Raw genomic sequence first — 16,911 nt, 5'->3', positions numbered from 1 at the left:
CTGCCGGCGTCGGCGACCCTGCTCGGGTCGTCGCCGACCTGCCCGGTGCAGATGTTCCGGGTGGGGACGAACGTGTACGCGACGCAGTTCCACCCCGAGCTCGACGTCGACGCGATCACCGTGCGCATCCACGCCTATGCGAACCACGGTTACTTCGCGGCGGACGAGCTCGAGCCGACGCTCGCCGCGGTGCGCCGGGCGGAGGTGTCGCACCCCAGCCGGATGCTGCGGGCCTTCGTCGAGCGTCACGCCCGGTAGCGGCATCCGCTCAGCTGAGCAGGAGGTGCCGTTCAGGCGGCTCACACGCGCGCGTGTGGGAGGATGGATCGTCCTGCTCGGACGCTCAACCCACCCCCACGAGGAGCCCTAGCTCGCATGTGCGGCATCGTCGGCATCGTCTCCACCGAGCCCGTCAACCAGCAGATCTACGACAGCCTCCTGCTGCTGCAGCACCGGGGGCAGGACTCCACCGGCATCGCGACCGCAGACGGACCGGTCTTCCACATGACGAAGCAGCGCGGCCAGGTGCGTGAGGCCTTCCGCACGCGCGACATGCGCTCGCTGCTCGGCAACATGGGCCTCGGCCACGTTCGCTACACCACGAAGGGCGCGGCCGAGCGCGAGGAGGAGGCGCAGCCGTTCTACGTGAATGCGCCGTACGGCATCATCCTCGTGCACAACGGCAACCTCACGAACACGCGTGAGCTCTCGAGCGACCTGTTCAACATCGACCGCCGCCACGTGAACTCCACGAGCGACACCGAGATGCTGCTCAACGTGCTCGCGACCGAGCTGCAGGGGCAGATCACCGGGCTCGACCTCGACCCCGACCAGGTGTTCGCCGCCGTCGAGCAGGTGCACGAGCGCGTCGAGGGCTCCTACGCGGTCATCTCGCTCATCGCGGGCTACGGCCTGCTCGCGTTCCGCGACCCCTACGGCATCCGCCCGCTCATCCTCGGCAAGCGCGTGACCGAGGCCGGCAAGGACGAGTGGATCGTGGCCTCCGAATCGCTCGTGCTCGAGAACGGCGACTACGAGATCGTGCGCGACGTGCTGCCGGGCGAGGCGATCTTCATCACCCTCGACGGGCGGATGATCTCGCGCCAGTGCGCGAAGAACCCCCGGCTCGTGCCGTGCTCGTTCGAGTACGTCTACCTCGCCCGCCCCGACTCCGTCATGAACGGCATCTCGGTGTACGAGGCGCGCCTGCGCATGGGCGACCGGCTCGCGACCACCATCGAGACCCACATGGACAAGGGCGACATCGACGTCGTCATGCCCATCCCCGACTCGTCGCGACCCGCGGCGATGCAGGTCGCCCAGAAGCTCGGCATCGAGTACCGCGAGGGGTTCTACAAGAACCGCTACGTCGGCCGCACCTTCATCATGCCGGGGCAGGCGCAGCGCCGCCGCTCGGTGCGCCAGAAGCTCAACGCCATGGGCACCGAGTTCAAGGGCAAGAACATCCTCATCGTCGACGACTCGATCGTGCGCGGCACGACCTCGAAGGAGATCGTCGAGATGGCCCGCGCCGCCGGCGCCAACAAGGTCACCTTCACCTCGGCGGCTCCCCCGGTGCGCTACCCGCACGTCTACGGCATCAACATGCCGAGCCGGCAGGAGCTGGTGGCGCACGGCCGCAAGATCCCCGAGATCGCCCGCGAGCTCAACGCCGACCACATGATCTACCAGGAGGTCGCCGACCTGCAGGCCGCGATCACCCAGGGCACCTCGATCGAGCAGCTCGACCTGTCGTGCTTCACCGGCGAGTACGTCACTGGCACGGTCACCGAGGAGTACCTCGAGTGGGTGGAGAAGACCCAGCTCAGCTGAGCGGATGCCGCGGGCGCCGTGTCATCGGCCATCGCGTCGCGGCGCGGCGCGGCCGAGCCGGGCATGACGTCGGTGGCGTGCGCCACACTGGCCGCATGGGATTCACTCGCCGCGGCAGCGCGCGCACCCCGATGCTCGAGATCGCCTACGAGGAGGCGGGTCCGCCCGACGGGCCGGTCGCGGTGCTCTCGCACGGGTTCCCCTACGACGTGCGGGCCTACGACGAGGTCGCCGACCTGCTCGCGGCATCCGGCATGCGCGTGATCGCGCCCTACCTGCGCGGGTACGGCCCGACCCGGTTCACGGATGCCGCGACGATGCGTTCGGGCGAACAGGCGGCGCTCGCCCAGGACCTCCTCGACCTGATCGACGCGCTCGGCGTCGACCGGCCGATCGTCGGCGGCTACGACTGGGGCGGCCGCGCGTCGTGCATCGTCGCGGCAGTGCACCCCGACCGCGTCGGCGGCCTCGTCACGGTCGGCGGCTACAACCTGTTCGGCGCCGGCTTCGGCCAGGAGCCGGCCCTGCCCGAGTGGGAGCGCACGTACTGGTACCAGTATTACTTCCATTCCGAGCGCGGGCGTCGCGGGCTCGAACGGTACCGGCGCGAACTCTGCGAGCTGCTGTGGACGACGTGGTCGCCCGAGTGGGCCGGCGCGTCGGCGGCGTTCGCCGCGAGCGCGCCCAGTCTCGACAACCCCGACTTCGTCGATGTCGTGATCCACTCCTACCGGCACCGGTACGGGCTCACCGAGGGCGATCCGCGCTACGCCGACCTCGAGGCGGCGGCCTCCGCCCAGCCGCCCATCACGGTGCCGACCGTCGTGCTCGAGAGCGGAGCCGACGGCGTCGGCGGGCCCGGCGGCGAGAGCGACCGCGAGCGGTTCACGGGCGCCTACGCGTTCCGCGAGCTTCCCGGCATCGGCCACGACCTGCCGCAGGAGGCGCCGCGCGAGTTCGCCGACGCCGTGCTCAGCCTCCGGCGCTAGCGACCGGTCTCGTGCGGCCGGGCGTGGGGGCGGTCGAGGGCGTTCAGCTGTCTCGTGAAGCCAGCGACCGAGGCGCCGAGCGGCGCGAAGTAGGCCCGGTCGGCGCGCTCGACGGCGGCGTTCGCCCGGTTGGCCAGCGCGATCCCCGTCGCCGTGGGCTCGAGCGCGAAGGCGCGTCCGTCGGAGGGATGCCGTGCACGCTCGACCAGCCCCTTGCCCTCGAGCGCACGCAGCACCTGCGACGTCATCATGATGTCGATGCCGACGTGGTCGGCGAGCTCGCGCTGCGTCACTGGAGAGGAACGGTCGATCCACGTCAGCGAAGCGAGCAGCACGAATTGCATATGGGTGAGCTCGAACGGCTCGAGGGCGTCGCGGATCGCCCGCTGCCAACTGTGGGTGACCCGCCAGAGCGCCAGCCCGGGGCTGTCGGACGCATCCGGGAACTCCGTCTGCAGCTCGTGCGTCACGCGGCCCGCTGCTCGGCGGCGGCGAGGAGCTCGGCCATCGCGTCGGGGAAGTCGCCGCTGATCTGCGGTCCGAGCTCCGGCCCGGCCGCGTCCGCGTCGTCGCCGGTGATCTCGAGGGTGTGCGAGACCGCCGTGCCTCCGCCGGGCGCCGGAGCGAGCCGATGACGGAACGTCAGCACGAGTCCGCCGAACACCGTCTGGTCGGCGTAGACGCGCTCGGGCTCGAGTTCGGTGATCACCGACTCCATCGCGTCCTGCCCCTGGGGCGTCACGGTCAGCCGCGTTCCGACGGCGAGCGGACCGTGCAGCTCGAAGTCGTCGGAGCCGGGGCCCAGCCTCGTGCCGGAATGCAAGGCGGCCAATGCCGCCCAGACGGCCCCGGCATCGGCCGAGGTCGAGGCCTCATACGTCGTCGTCCACATCACGCGCCCCGATCTACTAAGTACGCTTACTATATGCCCGGCACAGGACGCGCGCCAGTCCCGAACGTGCGACTAGTCGTCCGCGCGGTAGGTCGACTCGTGCAGCGCCGTCACCGACTTCGCCTTCCTGGCGGAGGCACGGTCGATCACGAGGGCGACCAGGGCGCCCAGCATCGCGCCGATCGCCGCGCAGCCCAGCAGCAGGAAGCCGAACACCTGGCCCTTGTCGAAGCCGGGGGACGCCACCCCGTCGACCGGCTGGCCCGAGAAGGCGAACGTGAGGATGAGCGCGACCACGGCACCGAGGAGCGCGCCGAGCGTGATGAACCGTCCATACCGGGGGGCGCGCCGCACGGTCACGACGTCATCGGTGACCTCGGTCTCGGTGGGCTCGTCGATCTCCATGTGCTCCACGCGCCGGGCGGGTGCAGCGTCGGCCTCGGGTGCGGCCCCGGTCTCGGGGTCACGCTCGGGCTCGTACGGCTGCGGAAGGTTCTGAGGGTCGCTCACCCCTCCATTGTCCCATCCGGCGGATGCCGCTCGGCCCGCCCGCCGGCCTGCGCTCGGCGGCGCCCTTGGTGCCGCTACGCCGGAAGCACCGGGAGATGACCCGTCAGGTCGGCCCGCTGCCCCGAGGCGTGCACCCGCCCCGACGCCTTGGCGTCGGCCCACGAGAGCGTGCCCCTGGCGAGCGCGATCCAGGTGCCGGCATCCGTCTCGATCACGTTCGGAGGCGTGCCCCGGGTGTGCTTCGGACCCTCGACGCACTGCACCGCCGCATAGGGGGGCACGCGCACCTCGACCGTGCCGCCGGGCGCCTGCTCGGCCAGCAGCTGCAGGGTGTAGCGCACGACGAGCGCGAGGGTCGAGCGGTCGACGGATGCCGCGAGCGCGGGCCCGTCGGCCTGGTCGATGCCGTTCGCCTCGGCGATGGCCAGCATCGTGGTCAGTGCCGCGCGTCCGAGGTCGTCGTCGATCCGTGCTCGTGCCATGCCCCCATCCTCCCGCACGGCACCGTCAGGCGCCCCGTCCGTCGCGCCGTCACGGGGCGCCCCGGGCCCGAGGCGCCCGAGCCCCATCGGGTAGCCTGAACCGGTGAGAATCCTCGTCCTCGGCTCGGGCGCGCGCGAGCACGCCATCATCCTCGCGCTCCTCGACGAGGAGGCCGGTCACGAGCTCATCGCCGCTCCGGGCAACGCCGGCATCGCGGCATCCGCCACCTCGTCGGGCCGGGGCAGCGTGACCACCATCGCGCTCGACCCGACCGACCCCGTCATCGTCGCCGACTACGCGATCGACAACGACATCGAGCTCGTCGTGATCGGGCCCGAGGCCCCGCTCGTCGCGGGCGTCGCCGACGCACTGCGCACTCGCGGCATCGCCGTGTTCGGTCCGGGCAAGGCGGCCGCGGCACTCGAGGGCTCGAAGACGTTCGCCAAGCGCATCATGGAGTCGGCGGGCGTCCCGACCGGCCGCGCCCGCCTCGCCGACACGCTCGCCGACGTGCAGGCGACGCTCGACGAGTTCGGCGAGCCCTACGTGGTGAAGGCCGACGGCCTCGCGGCCGGCAAGGGCGTGCTCGTCACCACCGACCGCGACGCCGCGCTCGCGCACGCCACCCACTACCTGCAGCAGGGACCCGTGCTCGTCGAGGAGTTCCTCGACGGCCAGGAGGTGTCCCTCTTCTTCCTGGCCGACGGCACCAACGTGCTGCCGCTCTCCCCCGCGCAGGACTACAAGCGCCTGCGCGACGGCGACCAGGGACCGAACACGGGCGGCATGGGCGCCTACTCGCCGCTGCCGTGGCTGGCGAACGACTTCGGCAGCGAGCAGGCCTTCGTCGACGAGGTCATCGAGACCATCGCGCTGCCCACCGTGAAGCAGCTCGCGGTCGAGCAGACCCCGTTCATCGGGTTGCTCTACGCGGGCCTTATCCTCACGCCCCGCGGCATCCGCGTCATCGAGTTCAACGCCCGCTTCGGCGACCCCGAGACGCAGGTCGTGCTGCCGCGTCTCGCGACGCCGCTGTCGGGCCTGCTGTTCGCGGCGGCCACGGGCGGGCTCGGCGAGCTGCCCCGACCCGAGTTCCGGGCGGATGCCGCGGTCACGGTCGTGCTCGCGAGCGAGGGGTATCCCGAGGCCCCTGAGACCGGCCGCGTGATCGAGGGACTCGACGCCGCGGCATCCGTGGCGGGAGTGCACGTGGCCCACGCCGCCACGGCGATCGGCGCAACGGACGACACGGGGTCGGCGCCGCTCGTCGCCACGGGCGGCCGGGTGCTCAACGTCGTCGCCGTCGGATCGGACTTCGCCGATGCCCGACGCCGTGCCTACGAGGCGCTCGGACATCTGCGCCTCGAGGGCGGCCAGTACCGCACCGACATCGCCGCGCGCGTCGCGGAGTGACCGCGGCGCGCCCCTCGCGCGCCGCACAGTGAAGGAGCCGAACGCATGGACGACGCGATGGAACTGCCGGGCTGGACGCATGTCTACTCGGGCAAGGTGCGCGACCTCTACGTACCGACGGCCGCGATGGACGACGACGACTCCTGGACCGGCGACCCGCTGCGCGCCTCGCGGGTGGTGCTGGTCGTGGCCAGTGACCGCGTGAGCGCCTACGACCGGGTGCTCGAGCCCGCGATCCCCGGCAAGGGCGCCATGCTCACCTCGCTCACGCGCTGGTGGTTCGACCAGCTGCCCGACGTGCCGAACCACCTCGCCTATGCCGAGGACGACCGCCTGCAGGTGCCGGCGATCCCCGACGAGGTGGCCGACCGCGCGACGCTCTGCCGCACGCTCGACATGTTCCCCATCGAGTGCGTCGTGCGCGGCTTCATCACCGGCGGCGGGTGGAAGGAGTACCAGGCGACGGGCGCGATCGGCGGCATCCCACTGCCCGAGGGGCTCTCGAACGGCGACCGCCTGCCCGAGCCGCTCTTCACCCCTGCCTGGAAGGCGCCCATGGGCTCGCACGACGAGAACATCTCGTACGAGCGCACGGCCGAGATCGTCGGCGAGACCGTCGCGGCACAGCTGCGCGAGCTGTCGATCGAGATCTTCGAGCGCGCGTCTGCCGTCGCCGAGGCGCGGGGGCTGATCCTCGCCGACACGAAGTTCGAGTTCGGCGCCGATCGCGACACCGGCATCGTGACCCTCGCCGACGAAGTGCTCACGAGCGACTCGAGCCGGTACTGGGATGCGGCGGCGTACGAGTCCGGCGCGACGCCCGAGCAGCGCATGGCGAGCTTCGACAAGCAGATCGTGCGCGACTGGCTGACGGTCAACTGGGACCAGGCCGCGTTCGAGGCGCCGCCGACGCTCCCGCGCGAGATCGTGGAGCAGACGGCGGGCCGCTACCGCGAGCTGCTCGAGCGCCTCACCGCCCGAGGCTGAGCCGGCGACGGCCGCGGCGCATCGCACGGAGTGTCGTTCTCGGCGGCATCCGTTCGTCGTCCCTGTGACGGCGCCACCCGGGCGCCAGGGGAGGCCCCATGCGAACGACGCCGGAACTCACTGAATCGGCCGTGGACTCCGCCGAGGTCGCCTGGCTCGTGAGCAAGCGCGCGGCGGCGATCCGTTCCCGTGACGCCGAGTACCTGGCGTCGCGCTACGCGCCCGACGCGGTGACGTTCGGCGTGGCACCGCCCCTGAGCCCGTTCGCCGACGAGGCACGGCGGGTCGCGTGGATCCGCGCCTGGTTCCGCCGCTTCCCGGATCCCATCGACCACCGCGTGCTCGACCTCACCGTGAGCGTCGCCGGCGACCTCGCGTTCTGCCGCAGCCTCGATGCGCTCGTGACTGGACCGCTGTCACGGCGGCGAACCGTGCGCTTCGAGACGGTGCTCGGCCTGCGCCGGGTGGACGGCGTCTGGCTGGTGGAGTGCGAGCGGATCGCGCCGGCGACCGAGGCCGCCGGCGCGACATCCGGTCGGGCTAGGAGGCGATGGCCTTGGCGATCTTGTCGCCGCCCTCGTTGATGGCCTTCTGGAGCTCCTCGTAGTCGTCGCGGTCGATGGCCTTGTTCACCTTCTTGACGGCCTTGCCCAGGGCCGCGTCGATGCGGTCGAGGTAGCGGTCGTCGATCACGGCGATGATCGCGGAGGAGCCCTTCGGCAGGTACTCCTCGAGCTCGAGGCCGACCTTCTTCTCGTCGCGCTTCTTCGCGATCTTGCCGGCGATCGCGCCCACGCCCGCGCCGACGGCAGTCGCCGCCAGCAGGGGAGGAGCGAAGAGGCCGAGCACGAGTCCGGCGGCGCCGCCGATCCACGCGCCCTTCGCAACCTGTCCGGTGCCGTGCTCGTCGACGCTGACCCGCCCTTCGTCGTCGTGGTGCATCACGACCGACGACACGACCTCGAGATCGGAGTCGGATTCGRCCGCCTTCAGCGACTTGTAGTCCTCGGTGGCCGCGTCGGCGGTGTCGTAGGTCGCCACGTACAGCGCCAGGTTGTCCATTCCCATGAGTCGTCCCCTCGTTGAGCGCTCCCCAGTCGACTGCCCCCGGGAGCGGCGATGCGTCCACGATAGGAGCGTGAGGCAGGGGGCGACAAGGCTCGCACCGTGACCTGGCGGAATATGCCTCGCGAACACGGGGTTATCATTAGTTGTGACTACAACCAATGGCGCGGCGCCGAACGCCGGACTCCTCGCGGCCGACACCGGCATGGGTGCCGTGACGCTGCGCGTGGGCGACCTCGACGGCATGATCCGCTACTACCGCGACGGCGTGACCCTCGAACTCCTGAGCCATGACGGCCCCGTCGCCGTGCTCGGTCGGGGCACCACGCCGGTGGTGATCCTGCAGCACGCGCCGGAGCTGCGGCACGCTTCGCCGCGGGAGGCCGGTCTGTTCCACACCGCGATCCTCTTCGACACCCGCGAGGCGCTCGCCACCGCGATCTTCTCCGTCGCCTCCAAGTACCTCGGCACCTTCACGGGCAGCGCCGACCACCTCGTGAGCGAGGCCTTCTACTTCACCGACCCCGAGGGCAACGGCGTCGAGCTCTACTTCGACCGCGACCGCTCCACGTGGAGCTGGACCCACGGGCAGATCGAGATGGCCACGATCTTCCTCGACCCCAACGCGTATCTGCGCGACCACCTCACCGAGGGGGCAGCGGATGCCGCGGCATCCGGCCTGGGCGTCGGCGACGCCGTCGTGGGGCACGTGCATCTCTCGGTCGGAGACATCCCGAGCGCTCGCGAGTTCTACGTGCACCGGCTGGGCTTCGAGACCACCGCCGACGGATGGCCGGGGGCGCTGTTCGTCTCAGCCGGCGGCTACCACCACCACATGGCGATGAACACGTGGAACAGCGCCGGCGCCGGCCGACGTGGCTTCGCGCTCGGGCTCGGGAAGGTCGAGATCGTCGTCCCCGGCGGCGACGACCTCGGCGAGCTCGGCGAGCGGATGACGCACTACGGCGTCCCGGTGCGCCACGACGGTCGCGTGCTCGCCTTCGACGACCCGTGGGCGAACCTCGTCGAGGTGCGGGCCGCCGCGGCATCCGGCGCCTGAGGCCCCCTGGCCCCGCACCAGCACCCGCACGCGCACGCGCACGCGCACGCGACCCGCGCGCCCGAAGTGCACGCATCAGCGGATATACGATCGCGCGCGCCGCGGTTCGCGCGGATCACTCGGGGTGGCGGATCATATATCCGCCAAGACGCGCAGGAGAAGGGTCGGCGCAGGCAGGAAGTGCGTCGGGCCGCGGGTCACTCGCGAGGCGCCGAGCGCGGACCCTTCGCGTGCGACATCTCGTGGAACTCGCCGAACGCCTGGCCGTCGCCCGGCAACGGCGTGAGGTCGGGACGCGCGCGCAGGCCGTCGAGCACCACGGCGAGCTGCCGGCGCCAGTAGGGCAGGTAGGCGCCGCCGTACTGTCCGACCGAGCCGAGCATGTCGACGAGCACGCTGATGTCGACTGCGGTGACGTCGGGGCGCAGCGCGCCCTCCGCCTTGGCCCGTGCGACGATCCCGTCGATCACGTCGGCGAACTCCGCGCCGGGCTGATGGCCGGGGTCGAGTTCGGCGACGCGCCGCATCACACCGGGCAGGTACGGCGATTCGGCCACCCACGAGCCGAGCCGCTCCAGCCAGAGCTCGATCGAGCGCCATCCGGTCTCGGCGCCGAGGATCTCGGGCGCGAAGTCGTGCAGCTCGCCGATGGCCGTGTCGTAGAGCTCGCGGATGAGGGCATCGCGGTTGGGGAAGTGCCGGTAGACGGTGCCCGCGCCGACGCCGGCCCGGGTGGCCAGCTCGTCGAGCGGGGCGTCGATGCCGCGCTCCGAGAAGAGGATCCGGGCCTCGGCGAGGAGTCGTTCGTGGTTGCGTCGCGCGTCGCGACGCGGCGACGCCGTCGGGTTCACGAGTTCACTGTACGCCCTGGGTGGGCTATCATTCGGAGAGTCAACTCCGTTTCCTTGCGGTTCGGAGTCGGCTCCTCTTGGGGGAGAGGGATGCGGCGCGGCGGGCGATGGGCCGGTCTGACCGGCGGGGCTGCCCGCCGCGCCCGCTCCGCGCGCTGGCATGATGTCGGAATGGACCAGGACGAGATCTGGGATGCCGACACGGCGCGCCGCTACGACACACCCGGCGTGGGAATGTTCGCACCTGAGGTGCTCGATCCGGCGGTCGACCGCCTCGCAGCGCTGGCCGAGGGCGGCACGGTCGTGGAGTTCGCGGTGGGCACGGGTCGCGTGGCGATCCCACTCGCCGACCGCGGCATCCGCGTGGCCGGCATCGAGCTCTCCACCGCGATGATCGAGCGACTCCGCGAGAAGGCCGACGACGACACCGTTCACGTGATGCAAGGCGACATGACGACGGTCCGCGTGCCGGGCGAGCACACCCTCGTCTACCTCGTCTTCAACACGATCTCGAACCTGCTGACGCAGGACGAGCAGGTCGAGTGCTTCCGGAACGCGGCGCGCCACCTGTCGCCGGGTGGCCGGTTCGTCATCGAGCTGTGGGTGCCGCAGCTGCGCGTGCTGCCGCCGGGACAGCGCGCCTCCGTGTTCGCGGTCGAGCCGGGCTACATCGGCCTCGACACCATCGACGTGCTCGAGCAGCGCGTCGTTTCGCACCACTTCCACTTCGGAGACGGCCGCGAGGCGCGCGTCGAGCGCAGTCCGCACCGGTACATCTGGCCATCGGAGCTCGACCTGATGGCACGCCTCGCCGGCTTCGAGCTCGAGACCCGCCATGCCGACTGGGCGGGATCCGCCTTCACGGCGGACTCGATCTCGCACGTGTCGGTCTACCTCCTTGCGCACCGAGCTGAGTGAGTGTACAGTCACTCATATGCGCACGAAGCTCTCCACCGCCGACGAACGGCGCCCCCTCGTCACGAGTGCAGCCGTGGCCGCGTTCGCGCGGACGGGCTACCGCGGCACCACCGTCGCGGATGTCGCGCGCGAGGCGGGCATCTCGTCGGCCTACGTCTTCAAGCTCTTCCCGAGCAAGGAGCAGCTCTTCGTCGGAGCGCTCGACGCCTGCTTCGACGACGTGGTCGACGCCCTCGGCCGCGGCGCGCAGGCGACGTCCGACCACACTCCCGAGGGCGTGCTCGACGCGATGGGCCTCGCCTACGCAGAGCTCATCGCCGATCGGTCGCTCCTCATGCTGCAGGTGCACGCGCAGTCGGCCGCCGAGGTGCCCGAGATCGGCGCGGCCCTGCGCCGCGGCTACGCCCGGGTCACCGAGTTCGCCGCCACGCGATCCGGTGCCTCGGATGCCGCGGTGCAGCGCTTCATCGCATTCGGGCAGCTCTGCCACCTCGTCGTGACGCTCGACCTCGACGACGCACCCGAGCCCTGGGCTCGCACGCTCGCGCTCGGCATCCGTCACCCCGAGTTCGGCGCCGTCACGCCCGCCGAGATCACGGAAGGAGGCGACTCGTGAGACCGTCGGGCCTCGTGCCCTGACGCCGCCGCCGGCCGCCTCGGTCGGCGATTCATTGGCCTGCCAAGTGACTGACCACTCACTCACCCGCCGCGCGACAACGACCGCGCAGAAGAGGAACAACGCTCATGACTCCCGTCTCCGTCTCCACTGCCCCGACGCCCACCGGATCGGCGCCCGCTGCACCGACCGCACCGCTCTCCCGGCGCTGGTGGGCGCTCGCCGCGCTCGCCCTCGCCCAGTTCCTCGTGGTGCTCGACGCCTCGATCGTGAACATCGCCATTCCCACTCTCGGCGCCGACCTCGGGCTCGGCCCGGGCGCGCTCGCCTGGGTGATCACGGCTTACGTGCTGCCGTTCGGCAGCCTGCTCCTGTTCGGCGGCCGCCTGGCCGACCGGTTCGGGCACCGCCGCATCTTCCTGATCGGCACCGGATCGTTCATCGCCGCATCCGCCCTCGCCGGCCTGGCGGTGTCGGGAGAGATGCTCCTCACCGCCCGCGCGCTGCAGGGGGCGTCCGCCGCATTGCTCGCCCCGGCGTCGCTCGCCCTCGTCACCCGCCTCTTCAAGTCGACCCGCGACCGGGCTCGGGCGCTCGGCATCTGGGGCGCCGTCGCCGGCGCCGGCAGCGCTGCCGGAGTGCTGCTCGGCGGCGTGCTCACCGCCGCCTTCGGCTGGCAGGCCGTGTTCTTCGTGAACCTGCCGGTGGGCGTCATCGTGCTCGTCGCCATCCCGTTCCTCATCCGCCGCGACCAGCCGGGCGCAGGCATGCGACTCGACCTCGCCGGCGCCGCGACCGTCACCGGGGCGCTCGTCGCCCTCGTCGCAGGCCTCACGAGCGCCGAGCAGCTCGGCTTCGCGAACCCCGTGGTGCTCGGCCTGCTGGGTGCGGCGATCGTGCTCGGTGCCGCCTTCGTGGTCGTCGAACGACGCGCGGCGGAGCCGCTCCTGCCGCTGTCGACCTTCGCGAACCGCTCGGTCAGCGCGGGCAACGTCGTGATGCTCCTGCTCGGCGGCGCGATGGTGGCGCTCTTCTTCGCCCTCTCGGTGTACCTGCAGGAGGTCATGCACCTCGACTCCCTCGGCGCCGGGCTCACCCAGCTGCCGCTCGCGATCGCGCTCGTGGTCGTCGCCGGGGCCGTGCCGCCCCTCGTCGCCCGGTTCGGCGTGCGCCCGACCCTTGCTGTCTCGCTGCTGGTGTTCGCGGGCGGGCTGGGCTGGCTCGCCGCCGCGCCGGCCGGCGCCGTCTTCCTCGTGCACGTGCTCGGCCCGACCCTGCTCATCGGCATCGGACTCGGCGGCGCCTTCGTCACCGCGACGCAGCTCGCCGTGCACGGGGTCGAGGGCGGCGAAGCCGGCCTCGCCGGCGGACTCGTCAACACGAGCCAGCAGGTCGGCGGCGCGCTGGGCATGGCGGTGCTCGCCACGCTCGCCGCCTCCCGCACCGAGTCACTCGCCGCCGATGGCGCCACGACCGAGGCGGCCCTCGCCGGCGGGTTCTCGCTCGTGTACCTCGGCGCGGCCGGGCTCGCCGTCGTCGCCGCGGTGATCGCGCTGGTGCTCCGCGGACGTGGCGGCGCCGACGTCGGCGCCGGCACGACGCGCTGACGCGCAGTCGCGGCATCCGTCCCGCATCCACCCCTCACTGCGCCTCGCTCGTCCCATCCGGGACGATCGGGGCGCAGGCGCGCGGCTAGGCTGGCTGCGTGGCCGAATCCGCCGAGAACGCCGAACCCGAGCAGCCCGTCGCGGCGAACACCCGCCGCATCGAGGCATCCGTCGTCACCGACTTCAGCGACCGCATGAGCTACGGCGGGTACCTCGACCTGCCCACGCTGCTCTCGGCGCAGCGGCCTATCTCGCGGCCCGAGCACCACGACGAGCTGCTGTTCATCATCCAGCACCAGACCACCGAGCTGTGGCTGAAGCTCGTGCTGCACGAGCTCGAGACCGCGCGCGACCTGCTGCGGGCCGACGAGCTCGCCCCGGCCCTCAAGTGCGTCGCCCGGGTCAAGCACATCCAGCGCACGCTCACCGAGCAGTGGTCGGTGCTCGCGACGCTCACGCCCACCGAGTACGGGCAGTTCCGCGGCGTGCTCGGCAACGCGAGCGGGTTCCAGTCCTACCAGTACCGCGCGGTCGAGTTCGTGCTCGGCAACAAGAACGCGAAGATGATGCAGGTCTTCGAGTCGGATGCCGCGGCGAGCGCCATCCTGCGCCACGCGCTCGACTCGCCCAGCATCTACGACGAGTTCCTCCGGCTGCTCGCCCGCGCCGGGTACCCGATCCCCGCGGCGATCCTGGAGCGGGACGTGACACTCGCGTGGACGTTCCAGCCCGAGCTGGTGCCCGTGTTCGCCGCGATCTACGCGAACCCCGAGGAGCACTGGGCCGCCTACGAGACGTGCGAGGAGCTCGTCGACCTCGAGGACAACTTCCAGCTCTGGCGGTTCCGGCACCTGAAGACCGTCGAGCGCATCATCGGGTCGAAGACCGGCACGGGTGGATCGAGCGGCGCGCCCTTCCTGCGCCGCGCCCTCGAGCTCACGTTCTTCCCCGAGCTGTACGCCGTGCGCACGGAGATCCCTGGTTGACGGATGCCACGACCCGATGACACCCGCACCGAGGCCGTGCTCGACCTGGGCCCACTTGCGTCGGCGGTGCGTCGTTCGCTGAACGGCGACCACCCCGGCCAGACGGGCACGATGCTGCCGCCGCTCGTCGACCACCACGTGCACCTGATGATCATCGGCGAGCACGCCTTGGCCGACACGGCGATCGCCGGCTTCGTCGACCTCGGCGCGCCGCCCGACCTGGTCGCCGCGCGGCGTCACCGCGGCGGCCTGCCACGGGCCGACTTCGCCGGGGCGTTCCTCACCCCTCCCGGCGGGTATCCGGTGGGGCGGGCGTGGGCCTCGCCCGGCTGCGCGCGCGAGATCCCGGCGGAGCACGGCGACGGACGGTCGGCGCTGCCGTCGGCCGCCGAGACGGCGGTGAGCGAGCAGCACGCGTTCGGGGCATCCGTCATCAAGGTGGCCCTCAACGCGGCCGCGGGACCGGTGTTCGACCGGCCGACGCTCGACGCGATCGTCGCGGCCGCCCGTCGGCTCCGCCTGCCCGTCGTCGCCCACGTCGAGGGCGACGGGATGACCCGGCTCGCCGTCGACGCCGGGGTAGACACACTGGCGCACACGCCCTTCACCGAGGTCGTCGACGACGAGCTGATCGCGCGGGCCGTCGCGATGGGACAACGCTGGATCTCGACGCTCTACGTCGCCGGCTACGGCGAGGCGACGCCCGACGCCGAGCGGGCCGCCGACAACCTTCGCCGCTTCGCCGCAGCCGGCGGCCGGGTGCTCTACGGCACCGACCTCGGCAACGGCGACCAGCCGCTCGGCGTGAACCCGGCCGAGCTCGCCCTGCTGGCATCCGCCGGGCTCGACGCCGCCCACGTGATCGCCGCGATCACCGACCCCTGGCCGCGCGAGGCCCGCGCCGAGGGCATCGCGACCTTCGTGCCCGGGGCGCCGCCCTCGACCATCCACGACCTGCCTGAGTGGCTCGCGACCGCGTGCGTCGTGCCCACCGAAGACCTGGAGCTCCTGTGACCCTCGACCCGCATCTCGCGTACGCCCGCCGCATGGACCGCGCCGACGGCCTCGCCCACTACCGCAAGCGCTTCGCCGGCACCGACACCGACCTCGTCTACTTCGACGGCAACTCGCTCGGCCGCCCGCCGGTGTCGGCGATCGAACGCGTCGAGCGCTTCCTGCGCGAGGACTGGGGCGGCCGGCTCATTCGCGGCTGGGACGAGTCATGGATGCAGCTGCCGTTCGAGATCGGCGACCGCATCGGCCGCGCCGTCATCGAGGCCAAGCCCGGGCAGACCGTGATCGGCGACTCCACGACCGTGCTCCTCTACAAGCTCTGCCGCGCCGCCGTCGACGCGCAGCTCGCCCGCGATCCCGCGCGCCGCGAGATCATCGTCGACAGCGACAACTTCCCGACCGACCGCTACGTGCTCGAGGGCATCGCGGCCGAGCGGGGCATGCGGCTGCGCTGGATCGAGGTCGACCCCGCGTCGGGCGTGACGCCCGAGCAGCTCGCCGAGGCGGCCGGCCCCGAGACGGCACTCGTCGTGCTCAGCCACGTCGCCTACCGCTCGGCCTACCTCGCCGACGCGCCCGAGCTCACGCGCATCGCGCACGACGCCGGCGCGCTCATCCTCTGGGACCTGTGCCACTCGGCCGGATCGGTGCCGATCGAATCCGACCTCTGGGGCTTCGACCTCGCCGTCGGCTGCACGTACAAGTACCTGAACGGCGGTCCGGGATCCCCGGCCTTCGCCTACGTGCGCGACGACCTGCAGGGTGTCCTGAGCCAGCCGATCCAGGGCTGGATGGGCACGGCCGACGTGTTCAGGATGGGTCCCGTGTACACGCCCGCCACCGGCATCCGTCGCTTCATCAGCGGTACCCCGCCCATCGTCGGCATGATCGCCATGGAGGAGACCCTCGCGATGATCGAGGAGGCCGGCATGCCGGCGGTGCGCGCGAAGTCGGTCGCCCTCACCTCGTTCGCCATCACGGTCGCCGACGAGTGGCTCGGCCCGCTCGGCGTCACGCTCGCCTCACCGCTCGACCCCGAGGAGCGCGGCGGGCACGTGACGCTCAACCACCCCGCGATGCGGGAGGTGACCGCGCGGCTCTGGCAGCAGGACGTCATCCCCGACTACCGCGACCCCGGCGGCCTGCGGCTCGGCCTCTCGCCACTGTCCACGAGCTTCGAAGAGGTGCACCGCGGCCTCGAGGCGACGCGCGACACGTTGAGGACGGTGCTCACCGAGCGGGCCGGACTGGCCTGAGCGGGACGGGTTCTACTCGCCGCGTTCGGGGCTGTCAATCGGCTCGACCGCGCCGGGCGGCCCTCGCATGCTGGCCCCAGGAGCCGTCGAGCCCGTCGACGGCGGAGAGGGGCGACATGCCACGGCAGATCCGAACGACCATGATCATCCTCGGGGTCGTCAGCATCGTGGCCGCGCTCGGCCGGCGGTTCGCACCGCGGCTGCGGGAGTACTCGGCGGCGAGCGAGGCGTTCTGGACGAACCCGAAGGTCATCAAGGCCCGCGAGAAGGCCTGGGCCCAGGCCCGGCGCCAGGTCCGCGCCCAGACGGCTGGGGGTCGCGCATGAGCGAGACGACCGGCACGACCGCGAGGAGCGATGCGGATGCGCACGGCGGTCCGACCATGAGCGAGATGGCCGCGGGCGGCACCGGCACCAGCGGCACCGGCAGCA

19 protein-coding genes and 1 pseudogene are annotated in these 16,911 nt (G+C 71.8%); 14 read left to right on the top strand and 6 right to left on the bottom strand.

Features of this window, described 5'->3' with window-relative positions:
* From AC1DY2_RS04630 to AC1DY2_RS04620, 3 genes and pseudogenes are all read left to right on the top strand, one after another.
* Positions 1 to 258: pseudogene (locus AC1DY2_RS04630) on the top strand (glutamine amidotransferase); the annotation flags it as partial.
* A 117-nt stretch (positions 259 to 375) separates the two neighbouring features.
* Complete coding sequence (gene purF / locus AC1DY2_RS04625; protein ID WP_476761341.1) at positions 376 to 1,833, top strand: amidophosphoribosyltransferase; 1,458 nt, start codon at positions 376 to 378, stop codon at positions 1,831 to 1,833.
* A 95-nt stretch (positions 1,834 to 1,928) separates the two neighbouring features.
* Positions 1,929 to 2,822, top strand: a complete 894-nt coding sequence (locus AC1DY2_RS04620; protein ID WP_476761340.1) for an alpha/beta fold hydrolase — start codon at positions 1,929 to 1,931, stop codon at positions 2,820 to 2,822.
* On the opposite strand, the gene AC1DY2_RS04615 is transcribed toward AC1DY2_RS04620, so the two are convergent.
* The 4 genes from AC1DY2_RS04615 to AC1DY2_RS04600 form a co-directional block, all read right to left on the bottom strand.
* Positions 2,819 to 3,292 (bottom strand): MarR family winged helix-turn-helix transcriptional regulator, encoded by a 474-nt coding sequence (locus AC1DY2_RS04615; protein WP_476761339.1) that lies wholly within the window; start codon positions 3,290 to 3,292, stop codon positions 2,819 to 2,821. The genes AC1DY2_RS04620 and AC1DY2_RS04615 overlap by 4 nt on opposite strands.
* Positions 3,289 to 3,714, bottom strand: a complete 426-nt coding sequence (locus AC1DY2_RS04610) for an SRPBCC family protein (protein ID WP_476761338.1) — start codon at positions 3,712 to 3,714, stop codon at positions 3,289 to 3,291. The genes AC1DY2_RS04615 and AC1DY2_RS04610 overlap by 4 nt, the downstream gene beginning before the upstream one ends.
* Positions 3,715 to 3,786: 72 nt before the next feature.
* Positions 3,787 to 4,224, bottom strand: a complete 438-nt coding sequence (locus AC1DY2_RS04605) for a LapA family protein (protein WP_476761337.1) — start codon at positions 4,222 to 4,224, stop codon at positions 3,787 to 3,789.
* Between the two features lie 74 nt (positions 4,225 to 4,298).
* A complete protein-coding gene (locus tag AC1DY2_RS04600; RefSeq protein WP_476761336.1) occupies positions 4,299 to 4,706 on the bottom strand; it encodes a sterol carrier family protein in 408 nt (135 codons plus the stop codon).
* Positions 4,707 to 4,809: 103 nt separating this feature from the next.
* Here AC1DY2_RS04600 and purD point away from each other — a divergent pair, with 103 nt between their 5' ends.
* The 3 genes from purD (at position 4,810) to AC1DY2_RS04585 (ending at position 7,691) form a co-directional block, all read left to right on the top strand.
* Entirely contained in the window at positions 4,810 to 6,120 is a 1,311-nt protein-coding gene (purD, locus tag AC1DY2_RS04595; protein WP_476761335.1) for a phosphoribosylamine--glycine ligase, read from the top strand.
* A gap of 45 nt (positions 6,121 to 6,165) precedes the next feature.
* Positions 6,166 to 7,107 carry a phosphoribosylaminoimidazolesuccinocarboxamide synthase gene (locus AC1DY2_RS04590; RefSeq protein WP_476761334.1) on the top strand — a complete coding sequence of 314 codons (942 nt, stop codon included), beginning with the start codon at positions 6,166 to 6,168 and terminating at the stop codon, positions 7,105 to 7,107.
* 98 nt (positions 7,108 to 7,205) lie between these two features.
* The gene (locus AC1DY2_RS04585) at positions 7,206 to 7,691 is read left to right on the top strand and encodes a YybH family protein (RefSeq protein WP_476761333.1); all 486 of its coding nucleotides are present in this window, start codon (positions 7,206 to 7,208) and stop codon (positions 7,689 to 7,691) included.
* Here AC1DY2_RS04585 and AC1DY2_RS04580 read toward each other — a convergent pair.
* Positions 7,648 to 8,175 carry a DUF1269 domain-containing protein gene (locus AC1DY2_RS04580; protein WP_476761332.1) on the bottom strand — a complete coding sequence of 176 codons (528 nt, stop codon included), beginning with the start codon at positions 8,173 to 8,175 and terminating at the stop codon, positions 7,648 to 7,650. The two genes, AC1DY2_RS04585 and AC1DY2_RS04580, sit on opposite strands and share 44 nt — an antisense overlap.
* Before the next feature lie 202 nt (positions 8,176 to 8,377).
* Between AC1DY2_RS04580 and AC1DY2_RS04575 the strand changes: the two genes are divergently transcribed.
* A complete protein-coding gene (locus AC1DY2_RS04575; protein WP_476761343.1) occupies positions 8,378 to 9,232 on the top strand; it encodes a VOC family protein in 855 nt (284 codons plus the stop codon).
* Between the two features lie 197 nt (positions 9,233 to 9,429).
* On the opposite strand, the gene AC1DY2_RS04570 is transcribed toward AC1DY2_RS04575, so the two are convergent.
* Complete coding sequence (locus AC1DY2_RS04570) at positions 9,430 to 10,083, bottom strand: TetR/AcrR family transcriptional regulator (protein WP_476761331.1); 654 nt, start codon at positions 10,081 to 10,083, stop codon at positions 9,430 to 9,432.
* 171 nt (positions 10,084 to 10,254) lie between these two features.
* On the opposite strand from AC1DY2_RS04570, the gene AC1DY2_RS04565 reads away from it, so the two are divergent.
* The 7 genes from AC1DY2_RS04565 (at position 10,255) to AC1DY2_RS04535 (ending at position 16,806) form a co-directional block, all read left to right on the top strand.
* Positions 10,255 to 11,001, top strand: a complete 747-nt coding sequence (locus AC1DY2_RS04565; protein ID WP_476761330.1) for a class I SAM-dependent DNA methyltransferase — start codon at positions 10,255 to 10,257, stop codon at positions 10,999 to 11,001.
* Between the two features lie 16 nt (positions 11,002 to 11,017).
* Complete coding sequence (locus AC1DY2_RS04560) at positions 11,018 to 11,617, top strand: TetR/AcrR family transcriptional regulator (RefSeq protein WP_476761329.1); 600 nt, start codon at positions 11,018 to 11,020, stop codon at positions 11,615 to 11,617.
* Positions 11,618 to 11,745: 128 nt separating this feature from the next.
* Positions 11,746 to 13,224: a DHA2 family efflux MFS transporter permease subunit gene (locus tag AC1DY2_RS04555; RefSeq protein WP_476761328.1), complete on the top strand. Its 1,479-nt coding sequence runs from the start codon at positions 11,746 to 11,748 to the stop codon at positions 13,222 to 13,224.
* Positions 13,225 to 13,322: 98 nt separating this feature from the next.
* The gene (gene kynA / locus AC1DY2_RS04550; RefSeq protein WP_309976405.1) at positions 13,323 to 14,210 is read left to right on the top strand and encodes a tryptophan 2,3-dioxygenase; all 888 of its coding nucleotides are present in this window, start codon (positions 13,323 to 13,325) and stop codon (positions 14,208 to 14,210) included.
* Between the two features lie 3 nt (positions 14,211 to 14,213).
* Positions 14,214 to 15,224 carry an amidohydrolase family protein gene (locus AC1DY2_RS04545; protein WP_476761327.1) on the top strand — a complete coding sequence of 337 codons (1,011 nt, stop codon included), beginning with the start codon at positions 14,214 to 14,216 and terminating at the stop codon, positions 15,222 to 15,224.
* Between the two features lie 32 nt (positions 15,225 to 15,256).
* A complete protein-coding gene (locus AC1DY2_RS04540; RefSeq protein WP_476761342.1) occupies positions 15,257 to 16,480 on the top strand; it encodes a kynureninase in 1,224 nt (407 codons plus the stop codon).
* Positions 16,481 to 16,596: 116 nt separating this feature from the next.
* Positions 16,597 to 16,806: a hypothetical protein gene (locus AC1DY2_RS04535; RefSeq protein ID WP_476761326.1), complete on the top strand. Its 210-nt coding sequence runs from the start codon at positions 16,597 to 16,599 to the stop codon at positions 16,804 to 16,806.
* Positions 16,807 to 16,911: the final 105 nt, after the last annotated feature.

Source organism: Agromyces sp. P1_H4, assembly GCF_056405255.1.
The sequence above is the reverse complement of the archived record's forward strand: the minus strand, read 5'-3'. Positions and strand labels throughout refer to the sequence as shown.